Annotated in this window: 23 protein-coding genes; 7 read left to right on the top strand and 16 right to left on the bottom strand. The window is 65.6% G+C overall.

Going from position 1 to position 24710, the window contains the following annotated elements; genetic code table 11:
- Positions 1 to 73: 73 nt before the first annotated feature.
- A complete protein-coding gene (locus IOC82_RS05175; protein ID WP_290545115.1) occupies positions 74 to 283 on the top strand; it encodes a cold-shock protein in 210 nt (69 codons plus the stop codon).
- A gap of 441 nt (positions 284 to 724) precedes the next feature.
- Positions 725 to 919 (top strand): DUF1127 domain-containing protein, encoded by a 195-nt coding sequence (locus tag IOC82_RS05170; RefSeq protein WP_290545114.1) that lies wholly within the window; start codon positions 725 to 727, stop codon positions 917 to 919.
- Positions 920 to 922: 3 nt separating this feature from the next.
- On the opposite strand, the gene IOC82_RS05165 is transcribed toward IOC82_RS05170, so the two are convergent.
- Together IOC82_RS05165 and IOC82_RS05160 are read right to left on the bottom strand one after the other, a co-directional pair.
- Complete coding sequence (locus IOC82_RS05165; RefSeq protein ID WP_290545113.1) at positions 923 to 1873, bottom strand: 50S ribosomal protein L11 methyltransferase; 951 nt, start codon at positions 1871 to 1873, stop codon at positions 923 to 925.
- 99 nt (positions 1874 to 1972) lie between these two features.
- Positions 1973 to 3784, bottom strand: coding sequence for an ABC transporter ATP-binding protein (locus IOC82_RS05160; protein ID WP_290545186.1), 1812 nt, complete (start codon positions 3782 to 3784; stop codon positions 1973 to 1975).
- 242 nt (positions 3785 to 4026) lie between these two features.
- Here IOC82_RS05160 and IOC82_RS05155 point away from each other — a divergent pair, with 242 nt between their 5' ends.
- Complete coding sequence (locus IOC82_RS05155) at positions 4027 to 5418, top strand: DHA2 family efflux MFS transporter permease subunit (protein ID WP_290545112.1); 1392 nt, start codon at positions 4027 to 4029, stop codon at positions 5416 to 5418.
- A 34-nt stretch (positions 5419 to 5452) separates the two neighbouring features.
- Here the strand turns inward: IOC82_RS05155 and IOC82_RS05150 are convergent, their stop codons facing one another.
- The 3 genes from IOC82_RS05150 to IOC82_RS05140 form a co-directional block, all read right to left on the bottom strand.
- Positions 5453 to 7810 (bottom strand): ATP-dependent helicase, encoded by a 2358-nt coding sequence (locus tag IOC82_RS05150; protein WP_290545111.1) that lies wholly within the window; start codon positions 7808 to 7810, stop codon positions 5453 to 5455.
- Between the two features lie 58 nt (positions 7811 to 7868).
- The gene (locus tag IOC82_RS05145) at positions 7869 to 8063 is read right to left on the bottom strand and encodes a hypothetical protein (RefSeq protein WP_290545110.1); all 195 of its coding nucleotides are present in this window, start codon (positions 8061 to 8063) and stop codon (positions 7869 to 7871) included.
- Positions 8064 to 8148: 85 nt separating this feature from the next.
- Entirely contained in the window at positions 8149 to 8634 is a 486-nt protein-coding gene (locus IOC82_RS05140) for a thioesterase family protein (protein ID WP_290545109.1), read from the bottom strand.
- 35 nt (positions 8635 to 8669) lie between these two features.
- Between IOC82_RS05140 and IOC82_RS05135 the strand changes: the two genes are divergently transcribed.
- Both IOC82_RS05135 and IOC82_RS05130 read left to right on the top strand, forming a co-directional pair.
- Entirely contained in the window at positions 8670 to 10061 is a 1392-nt protein-coding gene (locus IOC82_RS05135; protein WP_290545108.1) for an FAD-linked oxidase C-terminal domain-containing protein, read from the top strand.
- A 38-nt stretch (positions 10062 to 10099) separates the two neighbouring features.
- Entirely contained in the window at positions 10100 to 13867 is a 3768-nt protein-coding gene (locus tag IOC82_RS05130) for an AsmA family protein (protein ID WP_290545107.1), read from the top strand.
- A gap of 42 nt (positions 13868 to 13909) precedes the next feature.
- On the opposite strand, the gene IOC82_RS05125 is transcribed toward IOC82_RS05130, so the two are convergent.
- From IOC82_RS05125 to fumC, 3 genes are read right to left on the bottom strand one after another with little or no spacing between them, the layout of a single operon-like run.
- Positions 13910 to 14125 (bottom strand): ribbon-helix-helix domain-containing protein, encoded by a 216-nt coding sequence (locus IOC82_RS05125; protein WP_290545106.1) that lies wholly within the window; start codon positions 14123 to 14125, stop codon positions 13910 to 13912.
- The gene (locus tag IOC82_RS05120) at positions 14125 to 14301 is read right to left on the bottom strand and encodes a DUF4169 family protein (protein ID WP_290545105.1); all 177 of its coding nucleotides are present in this window, start codon (positions 14299 to 14301) and stop codon (positions 14125 to 14127) included. The genes IOC82_RS05125 and IOC82_RS05120 overlap by 1 nt, the downstream gene beginning before the upstream one ends.
- Positions 14301 to 15689: a class II fumarate hydratase gene (fumC, locus tag IOC82_RS05115; RefSeq protein WP_290545104.1), complete on the bottom strand. Its 1389-nt coding sequence runs from the start codon at positions 15687 to 15689 to the stop codon at positions 14301 to 14303. The genes IOC82_RS05120 and fumC overlap by 1 nt, the downstream gene beginning before the upstream one ends.
- 92 nt (positions 15690 to 15781) lie before the next feature.
- Here fumC and IOC82_RS05110 point away from each other — a divergent pair, with 92 nt between their 5' ends.
- Positions 15782 to 16969: an MFS transporter gene (locus IOC82_RS05110; protein WP_290545103.1), complete on the top strand. Its 1188-nt coding sequence runs from the start codon at positions 15782 to 15784 to the stop codon at positions 16967 to 16969.
- Here IOC82_RS05110 and IOC82_RS05105 read toward each other — a convergent pair.
- Positions 16919 to 18118, bottom strand: a complete 1200-nt coding sequence (locus tag IOC82_RS05105) for an MFS transporter (protein WP_290545102.1) — start codon at positions 18116 to 18118, stop codon at positions 16919 to 16921. The genes IOC82_RS05110 and IOC82_RS05105 overlap by 51 nt on opposite strands.
- 172 nt (positions 18119 to 18290) lie before the next feature.
- Positions 18291 to 19034: a DeoR/GlpR family DNA-binding transcription regulator gene (locus IOC82_RS05100; protein ID WP_290545101.1), complete on the bottom strand. Its 744-nt coding sequence runs from the start codon at positions 19032 to 19034 to the stop codon at positions 18291 to 18293.
- An 82-nt stretch (positions 19035 to 19116) separates the two neighbouring features.
- On the opposite strand from IOC82_RS05100, the gene IOC82_RS05095 reads away from it, so the two are divergent.
- The gene (locus IOC82_RS05095; protein ID WP_290545100.1) at positions 19117 to 19488 is read left to right on the top strand and encodes a DUF4406 domain-containing protein; all 372 of its coding nucleotides are present in this window, start codon (positions 19117 to 19119) and stop codon (positions 19486 to 19488) included.
- Here the strand turns inward: IOC82_RS05095 and IOC82_RS05090 are convergent.
- The 6 genes from IOC82_RS05090 to IOC82_RS05065 all read right to left on the bottom strand — a co-directional run bounded on the left by IOC82_RS05090 (position 19485) and on the right by IOC82_RS05065 (position 24520).
- Positions 19485 to 20417, bottom strand: coding sequence for a CehA/McbA family metallohydrolase (locus tag IOC82_RS05090; RefSeq protein ID WP_290545099.1), 933 nt, complete (start codon positions 20415 to 20417; stop codon positions 19485 to 19487). The genes IOC82_RS05095 and IOC82_RS05090 overlap by 4 nt on opposite strands.
- 22 nt (positions 20418 to 20439) lie before the next feature.
- Positions 20440 to 22326: a potassium transporter Kup gene (locus IOC82_RS05085; RefSeq protein WP_290545098.1), complete on the bottom strand. Its 1887-nt coding sequence runs from the start codon at positions 22324 to 22326 to the stop codon at positions 20440 to 20442.
- Positions 22327 to 22368: 42 nt separating this feature from the next.
- Positions 22369 to 23319 (bottom strand): penicillin-insensitive murein endopeptidase, encoded by a 951-nt coding sequence (gene mepA, locus IOC82_RS05080; RefSeq protein ID WP_290545097.1) that lies wholly within the window; start codon positions 23317 to 23319, stop codon positions 22369 to 22371.
- 8 nt (positions 23320 to 23327) lie between these two features.
- A complete protein-coding gene (locus tag IOC82_RS05075) occupies positions 23328 to 23846 on the bottom strand; it encodes a ClpXP protease specificity-enhancing factor SspB (protein WP_290545096.1) in 519 nt (172 codons plus the stop codon).
- Between the two features lie 87 nt (positions 23847 to 23933).
- The gene (locus IOC82_RS05070; protein ID WP_290545095.1) at positions 23934 to 24326 is read right to left on the bottom strand and encodes a type II toxin-antitoxin system HicB family antitoxin; all 393 of its coding nucleotides are present in this window, start codon (positions 24324 to 24326) and stop codon (positions 23934 to 23936) included.
- An 11-nt stretch (positions 24327 to 24337) separates the two neighbouring features.
- Positions 24338 to 24520, bottom strand: a complete 183-nt coding sequence (locus tag IOC82_RS05065) for a type II toxin-antitoxin system HicA family toxin (RefSeq protein ID WP_290545094.1) — start codon at positions 24518 to 24520, stop codon at positions 24338 to 24340.
- Positions 24521 to 24710: the final 190 nt, after the last annotated feature.

Raw genomic sequence — 24710 nt, 5'->3', positions numbered from 1 at the left:
CTCGACCAATGTCCTGGCGTGCCCCGAAAGACCGCGTCAGGGCTGACGGCAACCCAACGTAAGGAAGACACCCATGGATACGGGTACTGTGAAGTGGTTCAACGAGCAGAAGGGCTACGGCTTCATCCAGCCGGACAATGGCCAGAAGGACATTTTCGTCCACATCTCCGCCGTCGAGCGCGCTGGTTTGCGCACGCTGAAGGAAGGCCAGAAGGTCTCCTATGAGGTCGTGACCGACAAGCGCACCGGCCGCGCCTCGGCCGGCAACCTCGCCGCCGCCTGATCGGACCACCAGGTTCACACCGGATGCCCGGCCGAAAGGCCGGGCATTTTGTTTGGTGTGACGCCAGAAATGCGGCGGCGCACAATGAAAGTCCTACGCCTCCATGCGCCAGAAGCATGCAAATAGCTCGAAAGCGACACTACAGAATGCAAAAGAGACTGGTTAACGGCGATTAAGTTCTTGGGCTGAAATAAGTCTTTTCCTGCAATAAAACCGACGTAATCCGACTCTAGAAAGCCTGCGTAACGAGGTGCATTCGGGGAAGCTTGCGCGACACTCGATCCATGTATTGATTGCATGGCTGAGAAGCGAAGCGATATCTGGTTTGTGTTGCGACTGCTCTTTATATGAGTGACTAATAATGCAACGCACAATGACCCCTCGAGAAATCGCCCGCGGCCAGACAAGCCCGGATTTTGAGAGATGAGAAGGAGACTGACGATGACCACGATCACCTACGGCCGCGAGACGGTCCGCAGCGAAGGCTTCACCATGGGCTCTGGCCTCCTTGGCCGGGTCAAGACCTATCTCGCCCGCAGCCGCGCCGAGCGCCAGCTGGCGCAGCTCGATGACCGGTTGCTGGCCGACATTGGCATGAAGCGGTCCGAGATTTCGAAGATGGTCTGGGGCTCGTAAGCCTCAGCGATCGAACTCCCAGCCGGCTCCTCTGGAGCCGGCGAAAGCCAAGCGCCCGGGTGTCCTCCCGCCCGGGCGCTTTCGCTTTTGCGGCAGGGTAAAGACGAGGGTCGCCCAGTTGCCGCGCGTGATGCGGGAGGCGAGCGCCAGCCCGCGCGACAGGTAAGTCGCCTCGATCCAGCGCATCTGCTCCAGCGTCAGGCCGGAAAGGATGAGGTTGCCACCCGGCGCCAGGGCGCGCGCAAGACCGGTCGACAGCGCCACCAGGGGGCGCGCCAGGATATTGGCGAAGATCAGGTCATAGGGGCCGGACGCGGCGATGCGCGGATGGCCGAGGCCTGCCGCCACGAGGCTGGCGATCCGCGGCTTCACCCCGTTGAGCGACGCATTGGCGCGCGTCACCCGCACCGCTTCCGGGTCGATGTCGCTGGCGATTGCGGGGCGGCCCGTGGCCTTGGCGGCGGCGATGGCGAGGACGCCGGTGCCGCAGCCGACATCGAGAATGCTTTCCGGCCTGCGCCGCTTCAGGATGTGGTCGAGGGCGATCAGGCAGCCCTCGGTGGTGCCGTGATGGCCGGTGCCGAAGGCCGTGCCCGCATCGATCTCCAGCGCGATGCCGCCGGGCCTGCGCCGGTCCCGGTCATGCGAGCCGTGCAGGAAGAATCGCCCGGCGGTTACGGGCGCAAGGCCCTCCAGCGACTGGCGCACCCAGTCCTGCTGCGTTATGGGAGCGATAAAGCCGTGTTTGAGTTCATCGAGCGCGCGGGCATTCTCGGCGTCCTGTTCGGTCTCGAAATAGAGCGCCACCTCCCACAGACCCTTCGCCTCGTCCGTCTCGTTGATGGTGATGGCCATCGGGTCGATGCGGAGGCTGTCCTCCAGCGCGGAAGCAAGCGCATTGGCTCCGTCATGGGAAAGTGCGGGGATGGTGAGGGTGCAGCAGGCTTCGGTCATAGGATCGGTTTAGCGCCCTGACATGCCGTAATGCCAGCGAAAGCCGGCGCCCAGCCTTCGCGGGGGCGCCGCGCGGGGCGACGAGGCGCATGCGAAAGCCTATTCGGCGGCCGCCAGATCCTCGTCCTCGAGCAGGAAGCCGCCCGACTGGCGCTGCCACAGGGAGGCATAGAGCCCACCCTTGTCGAGCAGTTCGCGGTGCGTGCCGTCCTCGACGATGAGGCCCTTGTCCATGATGACGAGCCGGTCCATCGCCGCGATGGTGGAGAGGCGATGCGCCACCGCTATCACCGTCTTGCCCTCCATGAGCGCATAGAGATTTTCCTGAATAGCCTGTTCGACTTCCGAGTCCAGCGCACTCGTCGCCTCGTCCAGCACCAGGATCGGCGCGTTCTTGAGCAGCACGCGGGCAATGGCGATGCGCTGGCGCTGGCCGCCCGAGAGCTTCACGCCGCGCTCGCCCACATGCGCCTCGTAACCGCGCCGGCCCTTGGGGTCCATCAGCGTGGCGATGAATTCGTCGGCATGCGCCTTCCGCGCCGCGGCCTCGATCTCCGCCATGGTGGCATCGGGCTTGCCGTAGCGGATGTTGTCGATCACTGAACGGTGAAGGAGGGAGGTGTCCTGCGTCACCACGCCAATCGCGGCGCGCAGAGAGTCCTGCGTCACCCGCGAGATGTCCTGCCCGTCTATAAGGATGCGGCCTTTCTCGAGGTCGTAAAAGCGCAGCAGCAGGTTGGAGAGCGTCGACTTGCCCGCGCCCGACCGGCCGACGAGGCCCACCTTCTCGCCGGGCGCGATCGACAGGGTGAGGTTCTGCACCACCGGCCTGTCGCGCGTGATGAGCGGCTTGCCGTAATTGAAGGTCACGCCGTCGAACAGGATGGCTCCTTGCCTGACAGCGAGCGGCTTCGCATCCGGTGCATCCTTGATCGAGCGGTCGCAGGCGATAGTCTCGATGCCGTCCTGGATGACGCCCACATTCTCGAACAATCCCGCCACTTCCCAGATGATCCACTGCGACATGGCCTTCAGGCGCAGCGTGAGGCCCACCGCGAAGGCGATGGCGCCGGTGCTGATCGAACCCTGATGCCACAGCCAGATCGCCATGGCCGACATGGTGAAGATAAGGACTCCCGACAGAATCTGCAGCGCCGTCGTCATCAGCGTCGACATGCGCATCGAGTCGTTCACCGACTTCAGCATCCAGTCCATGCCTTCGCGCGCGTAGCCGTCCTCGCGGTCGGCGTGGGCGAAGAGCTTGACGGTGGGGATGTTGGTGTAGCTGTCCACCACGCGGCCCGTCACCAGCGAGCGGAGCTCCGCCTGCACCTGGGAGAGCTTGCCCAGCCGCGGCACGAAATACCAGCAGGCGGCGGCATAACCCGCAAGCCAGATCAACAGCGGGATCATCAGCCAGCGGTCGGCGCTGGCCACCAGGATCAAGGCGCCGAGGAAATAGACCACCACATAGACCAGCACCTCGGTGAACTTCATCACAGCATCGCGCACGCCGAGCGCTGTCTGCATCACCTTGGTGGCGACCCGGCCTGCGAAGTCGTTGGTGAAGAAGTCCATCGACTGACGCAGCACATAGCGGTGCGCCACCCAGCGGATGCGCATGGCATAATTGCCGCGCAACCCCTGGTGCGAGACGGCTTCCGAAAAGAAGTTCAGCAGCGGCAACAGCACCAGCGCCACCGCGCCCATGATCATGAGCTGCGTACCATGATCCGCCCAGAAGGTTTCGCGGTTCGCCGCCGCCAGCACGTCGACGAGCTTGCCGAGGAAGGCGAAGAGATAGACCTCGAGAAAGGCGATGACCGCGGAGAGCAGGGTGGAGACCAGGAGCAGCGGCCAGAACGGCCGGGTGTAATGCCAGCAGAAGGCGAGGAAGCCCCGCGGCGGCATGTCCGGCTGCCCGGGCGGGAAGGCATCGACCAGCGACTCGAGCCAGGTGAAGAAACGGTCAATCACAAGATGCTCCGGAGCGCGCAGGGACGGCGGAGCGCGCCAATAACTCTGATTCAATGTGAAGTCCCTTATAGACAAGGCAATTCGGGCCGGAAAGGGGCGGGGGCGGCAGGCGTGGCCAAGTCACCTTTGCGCAATCGGCATGAATGCCGGCGCGCCGGGCGTGCTATCGGATGGCCATGTCGTCCTCCCGGCTGATCCCCCTCATCATCGCCTCCGCGCTCTTCATGGAGAACATGGATTCGACGGTGATCGCCACCTCGCTCCCCGCCATTGCCACGTCGCTGGGAACCGACCCGATCATGCTGAAGCTGGCCTTCACGACTTATCTCCTCAGCCTCACGGTGTTCATCCCCGTCAGCGGCTGGCTGGCGGACCGGTTCGGCTCGCGCCACGTGTTCCGGGTGGCGATCGCCGTCTTCACTCTCGGATCGCTGGCTTGCGGCATGGCCAATTCGCTAGGCGGACTCGTGGCCGCCCGCGCACTGCAGGGCATCGGCGGGGCCATGATGGTGCCAGTGGGCCGCATCATCCTGCTGCGCACTGTCCCCAAGGCGGAGCTCGTCGATGCGCTGGCCTGGCTCACCATTCCGGCGCTGATCGGCCCGCTTGTGGGGCCGCCGGTTGGCGGCTTCATAACCGACACCTTCGGCTGGCGCTGGGTGTTCTGGATGAACCTGCCCTTCGGCATCCTCGCCTTCGTGCTGGCCACCGCGCTGATGCCGGACATCCAGGCCGACGAGGCGCCGAAGCTCGACGCGCCGGGCTTCCTCCTGTCCGGCCTCGGCCTTTCCTCCTTCATCTTCGGGCTCACCATCATGGGGCGCGGCCTGTTGCCGGGGTGGACGCCGACATTGCTCGTGCTGTTCGGCCTCGTACTCGTTGGCTTCTATGTCCGCCACGCGCTGGCGACGCCCAACCCGATCCTCGATCTCAGGCTCCTGAAAATCGAAACCTTCCGCGCAGGCGTCATCGGCGGCAGCTTGTTCCGCATCGGGGTAGGTGCAGTTCCCTTCCTGCTGCCGCTGATGTTCCAGCTCGCCTATGGCATGAGCGCCTTCCAGTCCGGCATGATCACCTTTGTCGCCGCGGCGGGTGCTATCTCGATGAAACTGGGTGCGGCGAAGATGATCCGCCGCTTCGGCTTCCGACGCTTGCTGATTGTCAACGGGCTGCTGGCCAGCGTCTCGATCTCGGTCATGGGGCTCTTGTCGTTATCCACGCCCTATGTGCTGGCGATCGCGCTGCTCTTCGTGGGCGGCTTCCTGCGCTCGCTGCAGTTCACCGCCTTGAACGCCATGTCCTATTCCGACGTCGATCACCAGCAGGTGAGCTATGCGACCAGCCTTTACACCGTGGTGCAGCAGCTCTCGCTGTCGCTCGGCGTGGTGCTCGCCGCCTTCGTGCTGGAGGCCGCGCAGTGGTTCCGCGGCGAGATGGCGCTGACGCCGGCGGACTTCACCATCGCCTTCGCCGCGGTGGCAGCCTGCTCGCTGATGGCCTGCCTGCAGTTCCGCACCCTGTCACCCGGCGCGGGCGAGGCGGTGAGCGGGAAAAAGGCGATGGCTTAGACTCTCAGACGGCGCTGTTCGTGCGTCCGCTCCGTCAGGCCCTGGTCACAAAACTGTCGATCACCCGCTTCTCGCCCGCTTTGTCGAAGTCGATGGTCAGCTTGTTGCCCTCCACCGCGCTGATCACGCCATTGCCGAATTTTTCGTGGAAGACGCGCTCGCCCTTGGCATATATCGCCGCCTCGGTGTCGCGCGCCACCATCTCGCCTTCGATGAAATGCGGCGTGGATCGCGCTGCCTTTCCTTCGCTCCAGCGCTGTTGCGCGCGCTGCCAGCCTGGCGTTGCATAGGTGTTGCCGAAGGGCTTGGCTTCCGTCTCTTCGAAGCGGCTCTTGCCGTAAGAGCCCAGCCCGAAGCCGCCATAGCTCGTGGCCATGGGGGCCACCTCCACATGCATCTCCGGCAATTCGTCGATGAAGCGCGAAGGGAGCGCATTCTGCCACAGATTATGCACGCGCCGGTTCTGCGCGAAGGAGATGGTGGCGCGGCGCTTGGCGCGCGTGATGCCAACATAGGCGAGGCGGCGTTCTTCCTCCAGCCCCGCGCGCCCCTTCTCGTCCAGCGAGCGCTGCGAGGGGAACAGGCCTTCCTCCCAGCCGGGCAGGAACACCGTGCCGAATTCGAGGCCCTTGGCGCCATGCATGGTCATGATCGAGACCTTGTCTTCCTCCGTCGACTGTTCGACGTCCATGACGAGCGCGATGTGCTCGAGGAAGCCGCTCAAGTTCTCGAAGTCACCCATGGAGCGCACGAGTTCCTTGAGGTTGTCGAGGCGGCCCTGCGCCTCCGGGCTCTTGTCGTTCTGCCACATCTCGGTGTAGCCGGATTCGTCGAGCACGATTTCGGCGAGCTCGGTGTGGGGCAGCCCTTGCGCCATCCGGCGCCAGCGGTCGAAGCTCTCGATCAGCTTGCGCAGCGCGCTGCGGGCCTTGGACGGCAGCTCGCCGGAGAGCGACATGGCCTCCGCCGCGCGGTAGAGCGGGATGCCTTGCGCGCGGGCGATGGCATGCATGCGCTTCACCGAGGCGCCGCCGATGCCGCGCTTGGGGGTGTTGACGATGCGCTCGAAGGCGAGGTCGTTGTCGGGCGAGGCGACGATCTTCAAATAGGCCAGCGCATCGCGCACTTCGGCGCGCTCATAGAAGCGCGGGCCGCCGATGACGCGATAGGGCACGCCCAGCGTGATGAAGCGGTCCTCGAAGGCGCGCATCTGGAACGACGCGCGCACCAGGATCGCCATGTCGTTCAGCTTCTCGCCCTTGCGCTGGAAGTTCTCGATGTCCTCGCCGATGACGCGGGCTTCCTCGTCGCCGTCCCAGTGGGCGCGCACGTTGACGGTCTCGCCATCCTCGCGGTCGGTGTGTAGCGTCTTGCCGAGCCTGCTCTCGTTCCTGGCGATGAGGCCCGAGGCGGCGCCCAGGATCTGCGGGGTGGAGCGGTAGTTGCGTTCGAGCCGGATCACCCTGGCGCCGGGAAAGTCCTTCTCGAAGCGCAGGATATTGTCGACCTCCGCGCCGCGCCAGCCATAGATCGACTGGTCGTCATCGCCCACGCAGCAGATGTTCCTGTGGCCCTGCGCGAGCAGCCGCAGCCAGAGGTATTGCGCCACGTTGGTGTCCTGATATTCGTCCACCAGCATGTATTTGAAGCGCCGCTGGCAGTCCCTCAGCACGTCCGGGTGTTCCTGAAAGATGCGCAGCACCTCAAGCAGCAGGTCGCCGAAGTCGGCCGCATTCACCACCTTCAGCCGCTGCTGGTATTCCTTGTAGAGTGTGCCACCCAGACCGTTGGCGAAGCTCCCGGCTTCGCCCGCCGGAATCCGGTCCGGCGTCAGCCCGCGGTTCTTCCAGCCGTCGATGAGGGAGGCCAGCTGCCGCGCCGGCCAGCGCTTCTCGTCGATGTTGTGGGCTTCGAGCAATTGCTTCAGCAGCCGGATCTGGTCGTCCGTGTCGAGTATGGCGAAGCCGGAGCGCAAGCCGGCCAGCTCCGCGTGGCTCCGGAGGATCTTCACCCCGATCGAGTGGAAGGTGCCAAGCCAGGTCATGCCCTCCACGGCGCCGCCGATCAGCGCGCCGATGCGGTCACGCATCTCGCGCGCCGCCTTGTTGGTGAAGGTAACGGCCAGGATCTGCCCCGGCCAGGCCTTGCCCGTGGCCAGAATGTGGGCAAGCCGCGTCGTCAGCACCCGTGTCTTGCCGGTGCCGGCCCCGGCGAGCACCAGCAGGGGGCCGTCGGTGTTCTCGACGGCCGCCCGCTGTTCGGGGTTCAGGCCTTTGAGGTAAGGAGGTTCGCCCTGTTGGCCCATGGCACGCGCCGCAAGGCCCCCGGGCTTGATCGCGGGGGCCGGCTGCTCGTCACCGAAGTCGTTCAGGTCGAAAGTCTTGCTGCTCATCCCGAAGGTCCGAATCCTCCGGACCTATATAGAGCTTCCGGGAACGAAAAGCGAAACTTCAGGCGGCCCGCATCGTACCGTCCGGTGGGCGCTTCAGGCTGCGCACCGCGCCCTGCAGCTGACGCCACGTCTCCGCCGTGTCCATGTCGCCCAGGCGCTCGCAAATCTGCGCATGCTTGGCGGCCTCCGATTCGGCACCCTTGCCGTGAACGAAAACAAGCGCTTCGGCGAACAGGTTGAGACCGGTGTTCATGATACTCGCCTCCTTCGTTTCTGATCTGCACGTTATGGAGGCTTAATGCGCCGTTAATGTTGCGCGAATGTGACGTCTTCCGAACTTACGCCTTTTTTGGGATTCCAATCTTGTGTCCCACTTGTGGCGGCACCGGCAGATGGCGGTGCGCCTCGCGCATGGCGGCGATCTTTTCCATCACATCGGGCGGGAAGGGAGCGGATTTCTTCAGCCCCATGTCGATGTGCATCACGATGATTTCGGTGACGCAGGCGAGCCAGCCCTCGGCGGCATGGAACATCTGCTGCACGTAATGGACGCGTTTTGCGTCGCAATCGAGGATTTGCGTCGCGATCCGCACCGAATCGCCGGCATGCAGCTCGCGGAGATAGGTGTTGTGGCATTCGAGGGTGAAAAACGAGGCGTTGCGCTGCTTCACGTAATCCGGCCCCAGCCCCACCGCCGCGAAAGCCTCGTCACCCGCCCGGTCGAACAGCACATTGTAATAGGCCATGTTGAAATGGCCATTGTAGTCGATCCACTGGTCCTCCACCTTCAGCAGGCGGCCCACAAAAGGGGCAGGATAACCCATCGCAAAAACTCCGGTTTCCGGTTAATTTCGTTCCCATGGATAGCCCGCTTCCCAAGACCAGCACAACTCGGACCATCGCCGACATCCGCTCCTGGCTCGGCGACCGTCTTTCGACAGCCCCCGCCGTGCGCGAGCAGCACGGCAAGGATCAGACCTGGAACCCGGGCGCCCCGCCGGATGCCGTGGCCTTCGTCCGCAGCACGCAGGAGGTGCAGCGCATCGTCGCCGCCTGCGCGCAGCACGGAACGCCCGTCATTCCCTATGGTACCGGCACCTCGCTCGAAGGGCACTTCTCCGCCCCCTTCGGCGGAATCTCCATCGACCTTTCGCAGATGAACCACATCCTCGAGGTCAATGCCTCGGACCTCGACTGCCGGGTGGAGGCGGGTGTGACGCGGAAGCAGCTCAACGCGCATCTGCGCGACCAGGGCCTGTTCTTCCCCGTCGATCCGGGGGCCGACGCCAGCCTCGGCGGCATGACGGCCACCCGCGCCTCCGGCACCAACGCCGTGCGCTACGGCACCATGCGGGAGAACGTCCTGAACGTCACCGCCGTCATGCCCAATGCGCAAATCATCCGCACCGGCTCACGCGCCAGGAAGTCCTCGGCGGGTTATGACCTCACGCGGCTGATGGTGGGCTCGGAAGGCACCCTTGGCGTCATCACCGAGGTGGCGCTGAAGCTCTACGGCATTCCCGAATCCATCGTCTCGGCGGTGTGCCCGTTCCCAAGCGTCGAGGCCTGCTGCAATGCCACCATCACGGCGATCCAGATGGGGCTGCCGGTGGCCCGCATCGAACTGGTCGACGCCGAGCATGTGAAGGCCTTCAACGCCTATTCCAGGCTCGATCTCAAGGTGACGCCCACGCTATTCCTGGAGTTCCACGGCACCGAAGCCTCGGCCCGGGAGCAAGCGGAAACCTTCATGGCCATCGCCGAAGATCTGGGCGGCGGCCCCTACAGCATCGCGACGAAGGAGGAGGACCGGCAGAAGCTGTGGCAGGCGCGGCATGATGCCTTCTGGGCCACCAAGGCGCTGATGCCGGGAAAGGAGGCCTTCGCCACCGATGTCTGCGTGCCGATCTCGCGGCTTGCCGACTGCGTGACCGAAACGCAGGCCGATCTTGCCGCCAACAATCTCTATGGCCCCATCGTGGGCCATGTGGGCGACGGCAATTTCCACGTGGTGCTCTACTGCGACCGCGCGGATGCCGATGAGTACGCGCGGGTGAAGGCGGTCTATGGCCGCATGATCGAGCGCGCCATCGCCATGGGCGGCACCTGCACCGGGGAGCATGGCATCGGCTCCGGCAAGCGCGCCTATCTCGAGAAGGAGCATGGTCCGGCGCTGGCCTTCATGCGCGAGATCAAGCGCGCGCTGGACCCGGACAACATCATGAACCCCGGCAAGAACGCCGCCCTCTGATGGCCCGCCGCGAGCGACAGCGCCCGGGGCGAAGGACGGTGTGGAAGTCCCCCGTCCTCTATTTCGGTATCCTGCTGGTCATGCTGGTCGCGGGTCTGCTGGCCGCGCCCTTCGTCATCGACTGGAGCCGCTACCGCGCCGACCTTGAGGCCTATGGCAGGAAGCTGACGGGCCGCGCGGTGAGCATCGAAGGGCCCGTTTCGGCACGGCTCTTCCCGTGGCCGCGCCTCACGGTCGAAAACCTCCGCGTCGGCAGCCCGGAGAACATGGACGCCCGGGAATTCGCTTCGGCACGGCGGCTCACGGTCAACATGACGCTGCAGGGTCTGCTGCAGGGCGGCATCGATGTCGAGAGCATCGCCATCGAGGAGCCGGAGGTGAATTTCGAGCGGCTGGAAAACGGCGGGAGCAACTGGGAGCTCACGCCCTCGGCCGATCTCGCCGGCAGCGGCATTCTCTCTCGCGTAAAACTCGACAAGATCACGCTCTCCGGCGGCACGTTGAACTACAGGGATCGCCGCCGCGGCGAGACGGTGACGCTTGACAGCATTGACGCCGGCGTGGCCTCGCCCGGTGTTGCCGGTCCCTGGCGGCTGCGCGCCACGGCGGTCTACGGCGGCAAGCCGGTGATCGTTGCGCTCAACACTGCAGCCTGGGTGAAGGGCCAGCCCTTTCTGTTCGGCGTCAAGCTGCAGGCGGCGGACAATTCGGGCTATGTCTACAGCTTCGACGGCAGCTACAAGGACGGTCTCGCCCAGGGCGACATTCAAGTGTCTCCGGCGCAGCGTGACGGCGGCGAGAGCGATGCCGGGGGTCAGTTCCGCCCGCTGGTCTTTACCGCCAAGGCAGAGGGCAATCTAGACCGGGTCGACTTTACCGGCATCCAGGTGGCGCGTGACGGCCCGGCCGATGCAACCGCCATCGCCACCGGCTCCGCCTCGCTCAGTTTCGGCCGTCACATTGCTGCTGCCGCCGATCTCTCTGCCTCAGTTCTCGACCTCGACGAACTGGCCGGCGCCACGGCGCGCGACGCGCTGCGCCAGGCTGGCAGCATCGCGGTCATTGACGGCCTTCTGGCGCTTCTGCCGCAGGACATGAGCCTCGACGGCAGCGTGAAGGTGACCTCGCTCAGAAGCGAGGGCCAGAGCTTCGACAATGTCGAACTCGTCATTGCCGCCGACCGTGACCGGCTCAGCATCGACCGCCTTGCCTCCGGCCTGCCCGGGCGCAGCGAAATGCTGTTCAAGGGCAGCTATTTCACCGCGCCCGGCGGCGGCGAATTGTCGGGCGATTTGGGCCTCGAGGTCAATGACCTGCGCGAATTCACGCTGTGGCTGTGGCCCGGTCTGAGAGAACGCCTGGCGCCTCTGTGGACGGGAAGCCGCGGCCGCCTCAAGCTGCAGACGGGCCTCAGCCTCGCGCCGCAGGGCCTGCGCCTCACAGGGAGCGAATTCGAGCTCGATGGCGAGCCGGGCAAGGGTTCGCTCGCCGTCACCTCGGCCGGGCGGGGCGCGGTGGATGTCGACGCCGAAAGCGGCCGCTTCGACCTCGATGCCTATGCGCCGCAGGGAATTCCTGCCATCCAGGCCGCGGCGCAACAGGGTGCGGACGGGCTTCTTGGCGCGCTGCTGCCGCGGCCCGATGCGCCGGACCTGCGCCTCGTGGTCAAGGCCGGCGAACTCGCCATGAACGGGGTGACGGCGAAGGACGTGACGCTCGACCTGCAGTCCGGCGCCAATGGCATGGACCTCCGTACACTGAGCATCGGGGCGGTGGGCGGCGCCAGTGTGGGGGCCTCGGGCCTCATTCTCGATAATGGCAAGGGGGCGGACGGTTCCATAAGCCTCGACATCAAGGCCGAGGACCCGGGCGAACTGATCAAGCTGATGGGGCTGGCAGGCAGTGCCGGCCTGCCGCCTTGGGCGCAAGACCTCGGCGCCACCGTGCTGCGCGCCGATCTCGGCGTGAAGCCGGGCGAGGGGGGCTCCGTCACCACGCTCAAGGCCGGCGGCACGGCGGGCCCGCTCACCATCGCCGCCTCGGGCAGCGTCGCGCCGGACAGCAGCTTCACCGGGACTGTGAAGATCGATGCGGCGAGTTCGCGTCCCATCCTCACGCTTATCGGCCTCGCGCCACGGGGGCAGGATGCATTGCCCGCAAGCATCGCGCTTGCGGCGCAGGGCAGCATGGCGGCGGGCTTCGACGCCTCTGCAACCTTGCAGGCGCTGGGCGGGCGGCTGGATTACCAGGGCGCCTTCAATCCGCTGGCGGGGGGCTATGGCCTCAACGGCAAACTGGCGCTGCGCGCCACCGACGCCGCACCGCTCTTCGCGGCGGCGGGCCTGCCCGTGGCGGACTATGCGAGCGGCGTTCTGGTGGGCGATGCGGCGCTGGGCTGGGGCGATGGCAAGTGGACGCTTGCCGAAATCAAAGGCCGGCTCGGCGCCGCGCCCTTCAGCGGCGCAGCGAGCCTCACTCCCGCCATGGTGCTGGACGGACGGTTCGACACCGGCACGCTGCGCCTTGGCGACCTGATGGCCGCAACCTTCCTCGACTGGTCCGGCCCCGCCGGCGGGCTGGAGACGGGCTTTGCCCCGGCACTGCCCCTCGGCCTCACAGGGCAATTGTGGCTCACGCCCGCCTCGCTCGAGGTGCATCCCACCTTCATGGCGCAGAGCGCCTCGGTGGGAATCGAAGCGAAGCCCGGCGAGATTCATCTCGCCATGCTGGGCAAGGATGCCGGCGGCCGTGGCGCGCAGCTCGACCTCACGTCGTCTGGCACCGATCAGAGCCGCCGGATCTCCGGCAAGCTGCGCATGCCCGTGGACCTCGGCCGGCAGCTTGCGCTGGTCACCGGCGGTCCTGTCGCGGCGGGCGAGGGCGAGGTCGATCTCACTTTCTCCAGCGTCGGCCGCAGCCCCGGCGCCGCGCTCGCGGCGGCCCAGGGCCAGGGCAAGTTCGCGGTGGACGATTTCCGGCTGCTGAACCTCACGCCCGCTGCCTTCACGTCCGCTCTTGCGGCGGCGAAGGACGCCACCGGCATATCCGGCGCTTTTGCCGCGATGCGCGGCGGCGATGGGCTGGATTTCGGCGCGGTGAGCGGCAGCATCGGGCTGTCTGGCGGCGAAATGCGCTTCGCAACGGTGCAGCACGCCGATGACGATGCCGGTGTCTTTGTGAGGACGGTGGCTGACCTTGCGCAGGGCGCGCTCGACATGGAGGTGGGCCTCTCCCTCAAGGCGCGGCAAGGCCTGCCGCAGATGAGCATCGCCTATGCCGGGCCGCCCCTGGCGCTGGTCAGGAGCGAGGACAATTCCGAAATCGCCACATCTCTCGGCGTCACCCTCATGCAGCAGGGCATCAGCGAGCTGGAGCGCCTGCAGCAGGAGCAGACGCGGCTGGCGCAAGAGGAAGAAAAGCAGCGCGCCGAGGACGAGGCGCGGCTCGAGGCCTATTACGCCCAGCGTGACGAGCTGCTGCTGAGGAGGCGCGAACTCAAGGTCCAGGGCGAGATGCAGGTGATGGAGGCCGGCCGGCTCCGCCGCCAGATCGAGGCGGAGCGCGCCGCCAATACCGAGATCAACAAGCAGGAGATGCGCCAGCGCCTGCGCGAGATCAAGACCTGGCGCAAGGCGGCGGATGCGGGCGCGGCAAAACCGGTCTTCGGGCAGAACAACGATGCGGCGCCCACCCGTCCGTCACCCATCATCCGCAAGCCGCCGAAACCCGGCCCGGTGATCCTCGCCAACCCGCCCGGGGCGCCGGTGATCATTTCCCCGCCGCCGGACCAGTCCTTTTCGCAATAACGCATGTTCCGGTCAGGTGAGTCCGCCTGACCGGAACATGCGCTATCGGCTCTCCCCCGCCTCCCGCAGCAGCCACACCCGCACCGCGCTGGAGAGATTCCGGATGCCGCGCGTCTGGTCGATCTCTGCCACCAGCGATGACGCCGTCACCTTTCGCCTTGACGCCGCCTTCTGCAGCGCCTCCCAAAATTCCGGTTCGAGCGACAGCGAGGTGCGATGACCCGCGATGGTGAGCGACCGTTTGAGATCCTTCGCCATCACTCCTCGCGCTTGTGGGAGTCGATTTCCTTTGCCGCCGTTTCGTTCAGCTTCCTGGTCAGCGTCTTCTCGGCCTTGCTGCGGCCGAACTGAACGCGGTTCTCCGCGGCGGTTTCCTCCTTCGCGGCGCGCTCTTTCCGCTTGCGGTGGAGCTTGAGGCTGACGATGTCGCCCATCACTTCGGCCCGATCATGTCCTCGGGGCGCACGATCAGGTCGAAGTCATCGCCGGGTATGCCGTCCTTGAGCGCCTCCTCACGCAGCGTGGTGCCGTTCTTGTGCGCAGTCTTGGCGATCTTGGCCGCGCGGTCATAGCCGTACTTTGGGGCCAGCGCGGTGACGAGCATCAGCGAATTTTCGAGAGCACGCTTGATGTTGTCCTCGCGCGCCACGATGCCGGCGACGCAATTATCGGTGAAGCTCACGGCGGCATCCGAGATCAGCCGCACCGACTGCAGGAAGTTATAGGCCATCACCGGATTATAGACGTTGAGCTCGAAATGGCCTTGGCTGCCGGCAAAGCTCAGCGCCGCCTGGTTGCCGAACACCTGCACGCAGACCATGGTGAGGGCCTCGCACTGCGTGGGGTTCACCTTGCCCGGCATGATGGAGGAGCCGGGCTCGTTCTCCGGCAGCGACAGTTCGCCCAAGCCAGAACGCGGGCCGGAGCCCAGCAGGCGGATGTCATTGGCGATCTTGAACAGCGACACGGCCACCGTGTTGATGGCGCCATGCGTCATCACCATCGCATCGTGCGCTGCTAAAGCCTCGAACTTGTTGGGGGCGGAGGTGAAGGGCATGCCGGTGATCCTGGCGATCCTGTCCGCCACCATCTCGGCGAAGCCCACGGGCGCGTTGAGGCCGGTGCCCACCGCGGTGCCGCCCTGGGCGAGCTCCATCAGCATCGGCATGGTCATCCCGATGCGCTTGATGCCGTTTTCGACCTGCTGGGCATAGCCCGAGAATTCCTGTCCCAGTGTCAGGGGCGTTGCATCCTGCGTGTGGGTGCGGCCGATCTTGATGATGTGGCTCCAGTCATGGGCCTTCTTGTCGAGCGCCTTGTGCAGGTGGCGGAGTGCGGGCAGCAGCCGGTGCTCAACCTCTTCCGCCGCCGCGATGTGCATGGCGGTGGGGTAGGTGTCGTTGGACGACTGGCTCATGTTGACGTGGTCATTGGGGTGGACAGGCTTCTTCGAGCCCATCGCCCCGCCCATCATCTCGATCGCGCGGTTCGAGATTACCTCATTGGCGTTCATGTTGGACTGGGTGCCCGAACCCGTCTGCCAGACGACGAGGGGGAAGTGCTCGTCCAGCTTGCCGTCGATCACCTCCTGCGCCGCCTTGACGATCGCCTCGCCGATGGTGGGGTCGAGCCGGCCCAAGGCCATGTTGGTTTCCGCGGCAGCGCGCTTCACAATGCCGAGCGCCCTCACCACGGGCAGCGGCTGCTTCTCCCAGCCGATCCTAAAATTGCCGATCGAGCGCTGCGCCTGCGCACCCCAGTAGCGGGTGGCGTCGACCTCAATGGGGCCGAAAGTATCCGTTTCGGTGCGCGTCTTGCTCATGACGTCCTCGAAATCCCGGTATTGCGGAAAGGTTTCGGGGGGCTGATTATCACTTCGAACCCCATCCCGCCAGTCAGACGGAAGTTGACCCGATGTGGCCGAAGAACCTGCCCCGCGGCATCTGGATGCTGGGCTTCGTCAGCCTTTTCATGGATGTGTCCTCCGAGATGATCCACGCCATCCTGCCGCTTTTCGTGGTGGGAACGCTGGGCGCGTCCGCCGCCCTGCTGGGCCTGCTGGAGGGCATCGCCGAGGCGACCGCGCAGGTCTCCAAGCTGTTCTCGGGCGTGTTGAGCGACCGCTGGGGCAGCCGCAAGGGCCTGGCGCTGCTGGGCTATGGACTGGCCGCTGTGGTGAAGCCGCTGTTCCCGCTCGCCGGCTCGGTCGAGCAGGTTTTCGGCGCCCGGTTCATCGACCGGGTGGGCAAGGGCATCCGCGGCGCCCCGCGCGATGCGCTGGTGGCCGACATCGCGCCGCCACAGCTGCGCGGCGCCGCCTTCGGGCTCCGCCAGTCACTCGACACGGTGGGCGCCTTCGCGGGGCCGCTCATCGCCATCCTGCTCATGTCAGTGCTGATGTTCGACCTGCGCAGCGTCATGTGGGTGGCCTGCATCCCGGCGTTCATCGCGGTGGCCTTCCTCGCCTTCGGCGTCGAGGAAGCCCCGCACTGCGAGCAGGGCGAGAAGAAGCCCGGCTTCAACCTGCGCACCGCCTCGTCCCTCGGCCGCGCCTTCTGGGAGGTGACGGCGGTGGGGGCGGTGATGATGCTGGCCCGCTTCTCGGAGGCGTTCCTCGTGCTCAAGGCGTCCGACACGGGCCTCTCCAATGCCTGGGCGCCGCTGGTGATGGTGGTGATGAGTGTTGTCTATTCGCTGTCGTCCTATCCGGCGGGCGTGCTCTCCGACCGCGTCGGCCGTGCCGGTCTGCTGGTGGCGGGCCTCCTCGTGCTCGTCGCCGCCGACCTCGTGCTGGCCTTCGCGCACTCCATCACGTCCATGATGATCGGCGTGGCGCTGTGGGGCCTGCACATGGGCCTCACCCAGGGCGGGTTTTCCGCCATGGTGGCCGACACCGCGCCCAAGGCGCTGCGCGGCACGGCCTTCGGCATGTTCAATCTCGCGAGCGGGCTGGCGCTGCTTTCGGGCAGCGTCCTCGCCGGCCTGCTCTGGGATGGTTATGGCCCCGCCGCCACCTTCCTCGCCGGCGGCGGCTTCGCCATCCTCACGCTGCTAGGTCTGCTGTGGGTGAAGCCGCGCCAGCCACAGCATGAAGAGCGTTGAGGCGAGCGCCGCACCGCCCGCGATCAGCAGCGAGGCCTGCGCCGAAACAACGCCGAGCAGCAGCGCGAAGAGCAGGGGGGCCACCGCATTGACGATCAGATTGGGAGCCGAGATCACGCCCAGCACCTCGCCATAGCCTTTGGCGCCGAACAGCATCAGCGGCACCGCCCCCTTGGCGATGGTGACGAGCCCGTTCGATGCGCCATAGAGCACCGCGAAGACGATGGCCGCGGGCCACGAGAAGCCCATCAGCGCGAAGAGAGCGACCGCCACGGGCAGCAGCCCGAAGGCGATAAGACCGAGGTGCATTGGCGTCAGCCGCCGGCCCATCAGGATTTCGCCCAGGCGGCTTGCGACCTGCGAGGGCCCGATCAGGGCCGCCATGAACACCGCCTCGTCGCCGGCAAAGCCCAGCCCCTGGAACAGCGGCACCACATGGGCAGAGATCGACGAGAAGACGAGCCCGTTGAGCGCAACGGCGCTGGCAAACAGCGTGATCGCCACCAGCCGTCCGCGGCCGGTCACATGCACCGACTGCGCAGTGTCGGCCACGCGCTCCGTCACGCGGTCACCCTTTGCCCCGTGCAGCACCGCCCAGTGGATGGGTAGGCAGACCAAGAGGTTCAGCGCGGCGTAGGCGAGCAGCGTGTGCGACCAGCCGATGTTGAGCGCCAGGTAATGGCTCACCGGCCAGAACACGGTGGAGGCCAGCCCACCGAACAGCGTGAGATAGGAGATGGCGCGGCGCGCGCCCTGGCCGGCGATCTGCGTCAGGCTCGCAAAGGCCGCATCATAGGTGGCAAAGCGCATGGCAAGGCCCAGCAGCAGCCAGCCCGCCACATAGGTCACAGGATGCGGAAACAGCCCCATCACCGTCAGCCCCGCCACGGCGCAGAGCGAGCCCGCGATCATCACGCGCCTGCCGCCGATGCGGTCGGTCAGCCGCCCGCCACTGCGCGAGATCAGCCCGCTCAGCAACAATGCGGCGGAGAAGGCGCCGAAGATCAGCGTGCCGGACCAGCCGGTCGACTGCGCAATGTCCTGCGACAGGGCGCCCAGCATGTAATAGGTGGTGCCCCAGCCAATGATCTGGGTGAGCCCCAACCCGCAGATGACGATCCAGAGCGGCAAGGCGTCAGAGCGCGCCATCGGTCACGATGGCCGTGCGGTCTGCGCGGTTGAAGATCCTTGAAGAGGATGGAAGGCCTGCCATGTTGCCCCACTTCCGGTCATGCGATCAGCTTAGTAGCAGGCACGCCGGCAGCAAGGGCCTTGGGGCGCCTGCGGCTCCGCCGCATGACAGATCATCGCCGCTGTCATGTCATGCCGCGAAGAGATGCGACACCCCGCTTGGCAACCAGCCCGGGCGGTCCTCCGTGGTGATCAATATTGCAACTCGCTCGAGCGGCATGATGCACCACGGGTTGGCGCGGCCCATCTTGTCGGGGGTTACGGCAACCACTGTTTCTGCTGCTGCGCCCGCCATGAAGCACTTCAGCGCCGCTTCTTCGGCATCGCCGGTGGTGAGCCCGAGTTCGGGGTGAATGCCGGTTACGCCCAGCAGGCACAGGTCTGCCCGGATGCGGCTGAAGGCCTGCGCTGTCTCCGTGCCCAGCGCCACCATGGAATGGCGGAAGATGCGGCCGCCGATCAGGATGATGTCCACATTGTCATGATGCTCGAAGCTGGAGGCCACGGCAGGGCTATGGGTGACCAGCGTGAACGGCTGACCGCGCGGCACGGCGGCAGCAAGGTGAAGATGTGTCGTTCCGCCATCGACGATGACCACGCTGCCATTCTCGATGAGGCCCGCGGCCGCGCGCGCCAGCCTCTGCTTTTCCGCATCGTGCATGCCGCGTCGCGCGGCCACCGGGCGATGGGTGGGGGAGGACGGTACCGCACCCCCGTGCACGCGAACCAGCAGGCCTTCGGATGCAAGGTCGCGGAGATCTCGGCGCAGCGTGTCCTCCGAAACGTTCAGCTCGGCGGCCAGCGGGGTCACGGACAGCGTTCCGTCCCGGCCCAGCCGGTCGAGCAGCAGTGCCTTGCGGGCGGCGGTCAACATCTGCGCTTGCTCAGGTCCGGTGTGTGTTGCATGATACTGCATGATATTACACGAAACTGCATGAATTGGAAGGAAAATGGCAATGTCGAACAGCCTCATGATCCTGATTGCCGGTCCCTATCGCTCCGGGACTGGCGATGATCCGGAATTGATGGCCCAGAACCTTGCGCGGCTCGAAGCAGCGGCCTTGCCGATCTTCGACAAGGGTCACGTTCCCATGATCGGGGAGTGGGCGGCGTTGCCCATTCTGCGGGGGGCTGGCGGCGGCGCTCCGGGAAGCCCGGCCTATGACCGCGTGATGCACCCGACGGCCCACCGGCTGCTCGCCAAGTGTGACGGCGTCTTGCGCCTGCCGGGCCCCTCCACGGGCGCCGACAATGATGTCCGCATTGCCAAGGCGCGCGGGATTCCGGTCTGGTATGACGTGGCGGAGATACCCGCCGCCTCGGCCTAGCCGAGTTCGTCCCACCAGATCGGATTGCTCCATGCCCGCTTGCCTGCGCCGTCGATGACGGTGACGCGGAACCACGGGCTCGTCTTCCTGAGGAGCCAGCCCTTTTCGAGCTTGGCGAGGTCGAAGCTCGCCTCGGTGATGGCCTTGCCCATGCGCACCGCACTGCGCGAGGTGCCGCAGACCACCGTGATGGTGTCGACCGGCGAGCAGGAGATCGAGATCTCCTTGCCGTTCATTTCGATGGCGTGAAGCTGCGGCCCCATGCTGGAATAATAGAGGCCTTTCTTCAGGCTCTCGAGCAGCGCGTCGGGGTCGAGGCTCCCGGCCTTCACGTGCACCCAGCCGCCGAAATAGTCGGGCCCCTTGAAATGCGCGTCATCGGTGGCGAAGGCGGTAAGGCGGTGGCCCTCGGTGAAGAGCTGGTCGGCCAAGTACCAGCCATCGCCGCGGTCATTCTCCACCGCACAACCGTGATTGTAGATCTCGACTGCATGCGCCGCGTCGATGGCGCGGCCGTCCTCGATGGTGAGCTGCGACCAGGCGGGATGCGCGATGCCGATGAAGGCGCCGGCCTCGCGCGCGCGGCGTGCCAGCTGGGCGCCCGTCTCGCCCGCGAGGTTGCGGGAGAAGTCGAGCGGCAGGCCCGCGGCCACGATGTGCCAGAGTTCGCCCACCTGGGTTTCCGGCGCATGGAGTTCGACGCCAAGCAGCGTGGTGAAGCTGTTGGAGCGGAAGCCGCGGGTATCGGCGATCGGGAAGCCGAACTGGTCGATGAAGTGCTCGGAGAGCTGCATGAAGTCATAGCCCGCGCCCTTATAGGCATCGACCACCTGCTTCGGCTCCAGCGCGCCGTCCGACAGGTTCGAATGCGTGTGCAGATTGCCGCGCCAGAAGCGGCCTGGAGCGGAGAACGGGGCGAGGAGGGCCATCTCGGAAATCCTGTGCTGAAGGTCAGACGCTCATCTGCATGCCGAGTTCGACCACGCGGTCGGGCGGAATGCGGAAGAACTCGATGGCGCGGGACGACTGGTTCGCCATCATGATGAACAGCCGCTGCTGCCAGAACGGCAGCGACGACCTGGCCGACATGCGTATGACCCTTCGGCCAAGGAAATATGACGCATGGCGCGGGTCGATCTCGAGGCCGAATTCGGCGCAGGCCTTGAGCGCCTTGGGCACGTCCGGCTGCTCCATGTAGCCGAAGCGCGCCTCGACCAGCCAGGCGCCCAGCGGCAGCTGCTTCACCGCCACGCGGTCCTCGCCTTCAAGCCGCGGCTGGCTCGTCGTCTCCGCCGTGATGAAGACGAGGCGGTCATGCAGCACGCGATTGTGCTTGAGGTTGTGCATCAGCGCGGAGGGCGCATAGAGCGGATCGGTCTGCAGGAACACGGCAGCACCCGCGACGCGCGTCGGCTGCCGGCGCTCGAGGCTTTCGAGCAACGGGATCAGCTCGACCGACTCCTTCTTCAGCTTGTCGGTCAGCGCCCGGCGGCCGCGCATCCAGGTCATCATCAGGAGAATGATGGTGGCGCCCATCAGCACCGGCACATAGCCGCCATTGGCGAGCTTCAACCCATTGGCGGCAAGGAAGGTCGCCTCGATGACGAAGATCACGGCGAGGATCGGCAGCACGATGAAGGGCGGCAGGTTGCGCGACTTCCAGAAGAAGATGCAGGCCAAGACCGAATCCACCAGCATCGAGGTGTTGACCGCGATGCCATAGGCCGAGGCGAGGTTGGAAGACGACTGGAAGACCAGCACAAGGATGACGACGCCGGCGAGAATCATCCAGTTGATCTGGCCCACATAGATCTGGCCCTGTTCGGTCTCGCTCGTATGCGTGATGCCCATGCGCGGAAACAGGCCAAGCGACATCGCCTGCTGGGCGATGGAGAAGGCGCCGGTGATGACGGCCTGGGAGGCGATCACCGTCACCGCGGTGGCGAGCAGCACCAGCGGGATCACCATCCAGCCCTGGACCATGAGAAAGAAAGGGTTGGTCACCGCCTCCGGGTGCGAGATGATGAAGGCCCCCTGGCCCAGATAGTTGAGGACGAGGCCGGGGAACACCACGGCAAGCCAGGCCATGCGGATGGGCTTCGCGCCGAAATGGCCCATGTCGGCATAGAGCGCCTCGCCGCCGGTGACGGCCAGAAACACGCCGCCGAACACCAGCAGCGCCATGCCCGGCCGGTCAATCAGCATGCCGACGCCATGCATCGGGTTGAAGGCGTTGAATATCCCGAGATCGTCCGAGATGTGGAACAGGCCCATGACGCCGAGTGTCGCGAACCATATCATGGTGATCGGCGCGAAGAGCCGGGCGACACCGGCCGTGCCCTTGTACTGGAACAGGAACAGCGAGATCAGGATGGCCAGGGTCAGCGGCACCACATAGGGCTCGAAATGGTGGTTCACCACCTTGAGGCCCTCGACGGCGGACAACACCGACATGGCCGGCGTGATCATCGCATCGCCGAAGAAAAAGGCCGCGCCGATGATGCCGAGCGACAGCACGAAGCCGCCCTTCCGGTTGAGCAGGCTCTCGACCAGCACGACGAGCGACAGGATGCCGCCTTCGCCCTTGTTGTCGGCGCGCATCAGGAAGAACACGTATTTGACGGTGACGATGAGGATCAGCGCCCACAGCAGCAGCGAGGCGACGCCGAGCACCGCCTCGCGCAGGTCCGCGCCCGAGGCGACGACCGGGTGCAGCGCTTCGCGCATGGCATAGAGCGGGCTCGTTCCGATGTCGCCGAAAACCACGCCGATCGAGGCATAGGCAAGCTTGAGGGAGGCCTTGCCGGCGCCGTTATGCTGCGCTTCGGTGTTATTCATGGATGCGCCCACCGGCGCTGGCCCCTGTTTGCAACCGTCCGTCTATTCGGCTGTCACGACGGCGCGGCATTCAGCAGGAAGCGATGCGAGAGTCAAGGGCGGCGGGGGCTTCACGGGTTTCGGCGGCTTCTTCTCCGGGGGCTTCTTCTCGCTTTTCCACGGGCCGTTGCCCATCCAATAGGCGAGTTCCTTGCCGCATCCGGTGCCATCCGCCGGCCGCACCGATGGCTGGGGCTTGCAATTGTTGGCGCCCGCCGGACACCTGAGGCGGATGTGGAAGTGGTAGTTGTGATTGAAATAGGGGCGCACCTTGGCAAGCCAAGAGCGGTCGCCCGTGGCCCATTTGCACAGCTCCGCCTTGATCGGCGGGTTGACGAAAATGCGTTCCACCTCGGGGTAAGAGGCGGTGCGTTTAAGGAGCCGCGCATGGGCCTCCGTCCACAGCGACTTATCGAGGCCATGGCGCGTCGGCGCCACCACCTCGGGCTTGATGTTTTCACGCTCCTTCGCGGTCATGCGGCGATCAGGCATGGGTTTGAACCAGATGTCGGCATCGAGTCCGATCTGGTGGCTGGCATGGCCGGACGGCATAGGCCCGCCGCGCGGCATGGACATGTCGGCGACGAGCAGCCCGTTCCAGCCGTCCTTGGCCTTGGCCTCGGTCGCGAGGCGCTCGATCACATCGACGAGCACCGGCTGGCCCCAGTTGCGGTTGCGCGACAGGCGGATCACCTGCCAGGCCGGCCCGTCGATGGGCAGCGCCACAGCACCTGCCTGGCAGCCCTTGGCATAAAAGCCGATGGGGCGGGATTTCATGGAGGCGGCGGGCGTGGTGAAGCTGGAGAACAGCTTCTTGGCCGGAAGTTTCATCAGCTCGGCGTCGGACAGCGCTGCCAGAGCCCGCATGTCCACAACGGATTGCGACCACGCCGCGCCGATGATGCCAAGCCCCGCGGCAAGCAAAGCAGTGGCAATGAGGAGGGGTCGTTTCATCAGCATTCTCACTTCTTGCGGAACTGGTCGAGCGACACGACTTTGGCGGCCTCGTCCTGCGCCTGCTCTTCGCCTGCTTCGCCATGGGCGGAGGGGATTGCCGGGGCAGGCTGCGGCTCGGCCTTGGCCGTGGCGGGCTTAGGCTGCTCCACCTCGCGCGGACGGGGTGCTGCCTGGGTTTCGAACTGCAGGCCGAACTGCACCGCGGGGTCGAGGAAGCCCTTCACGGCGTCGAAGGGGATCACCAGGTGCTCCGGCACATTGTCGAAGGAGAGTTCGACCTCGAAGCGGTCGTCATGCACCTTAAGGTTCCAATACTGGTGCTGCAGCACGATGGTCATCTCGCGCGGATAGCGCGCGGCGATCTTCTCGGAGAGTTCCACACCCGGCGACCTGGTGTTGAAGGCGATATAGAAATGGTGCTCGCCCGGCAACCCCTGCGTCTCGGCAATGCGCAGGGCCTCGCGTACGACGCCTTTCAGGGCATTCTGTGCGAGCAGGTCATAGCGCATCAAGTCGTCAGGCATCAGGCGAATCCGGGGTCACTGCCAGTCGTGTCTGGCGGGGTAGCATAGCCGGGCAGGGGAGGCAAAGCCATCCGGATGGCGCTCGAGTCAGCGCTCGATCTCGCGCTTGGCCGCCTGGGCCAGAAAGGCGGAGCGGGTGAGCTTACGGGCGTTGGCCGCTTGGTCAATGGCTTTCACCATGCCGCTCTCCATGCTGACATTGATGCGGACGATCCGGGCGTCGTTTTCAATGAAGGGAACGGCCACCAAAAAGGCCCCGGCGGCAAGGCTTTCGGCAACCCCCGGGTCGCGCCGCACCTCGTCGAGGATGCGGGGCGCGGGAAGGGCCTCATCCTCGGAAAAAAGCGCAAGGGCTTCCGCCGCCTGCGGGATCACCTCCGCCATATCCTCAGCCGCGGAAAACACCCCCGGCACATCGGGAAACGACACGCCGAAGCTCGAATCCTCGTCCTTGTGAACAACGCCGATGTAGTAGCGCATGCGAAACTCCTTCAAATCCACCCCGCTGCCTTGGCAATGGCGCGGGCCGTGCCGAGGGGCAGGTCCTTCTTGGGGTGAGGGACAATGATCGTCCTGCTGTCCTTGCGAAATTTGTGGTGCGAACCGCGAATGCTGACGAGCTCATATCCCTCGCTCTTCAGGCGCTTGACGATCTCCCGGCTATCGCGCTCCATGCGCAAACATATGCGCAAAAAGCTCGCGGGTTCAAGCGACTAAGCGCAATGTGTCGGTAGCACACGATATGACCGGTTTAAGTAGCACACGATCTGTCCGGTAGGCTGGCCCTTTTTTGGGGGTCAGCATGAGCCGGACGGAAGCCCGAAGGGTTGTGCGAATGATGAAGTTCATGAGCGTTTTTGGCCG

This window comes from Aestuariivirga sp. (genome assembly GCF_020252395.1).
Classification (GTDB): Bacteria; Pseudomonadota; Alphaproteobacteria; order Rhizobiales; family Aestuariivirgaceae; genus Aestuariivirga.
The sequence above is the reverse complement of the archived record's forward strand: the minus strand, read 5'-3'. Positions and strand labels throughout refer to the sequence as shown.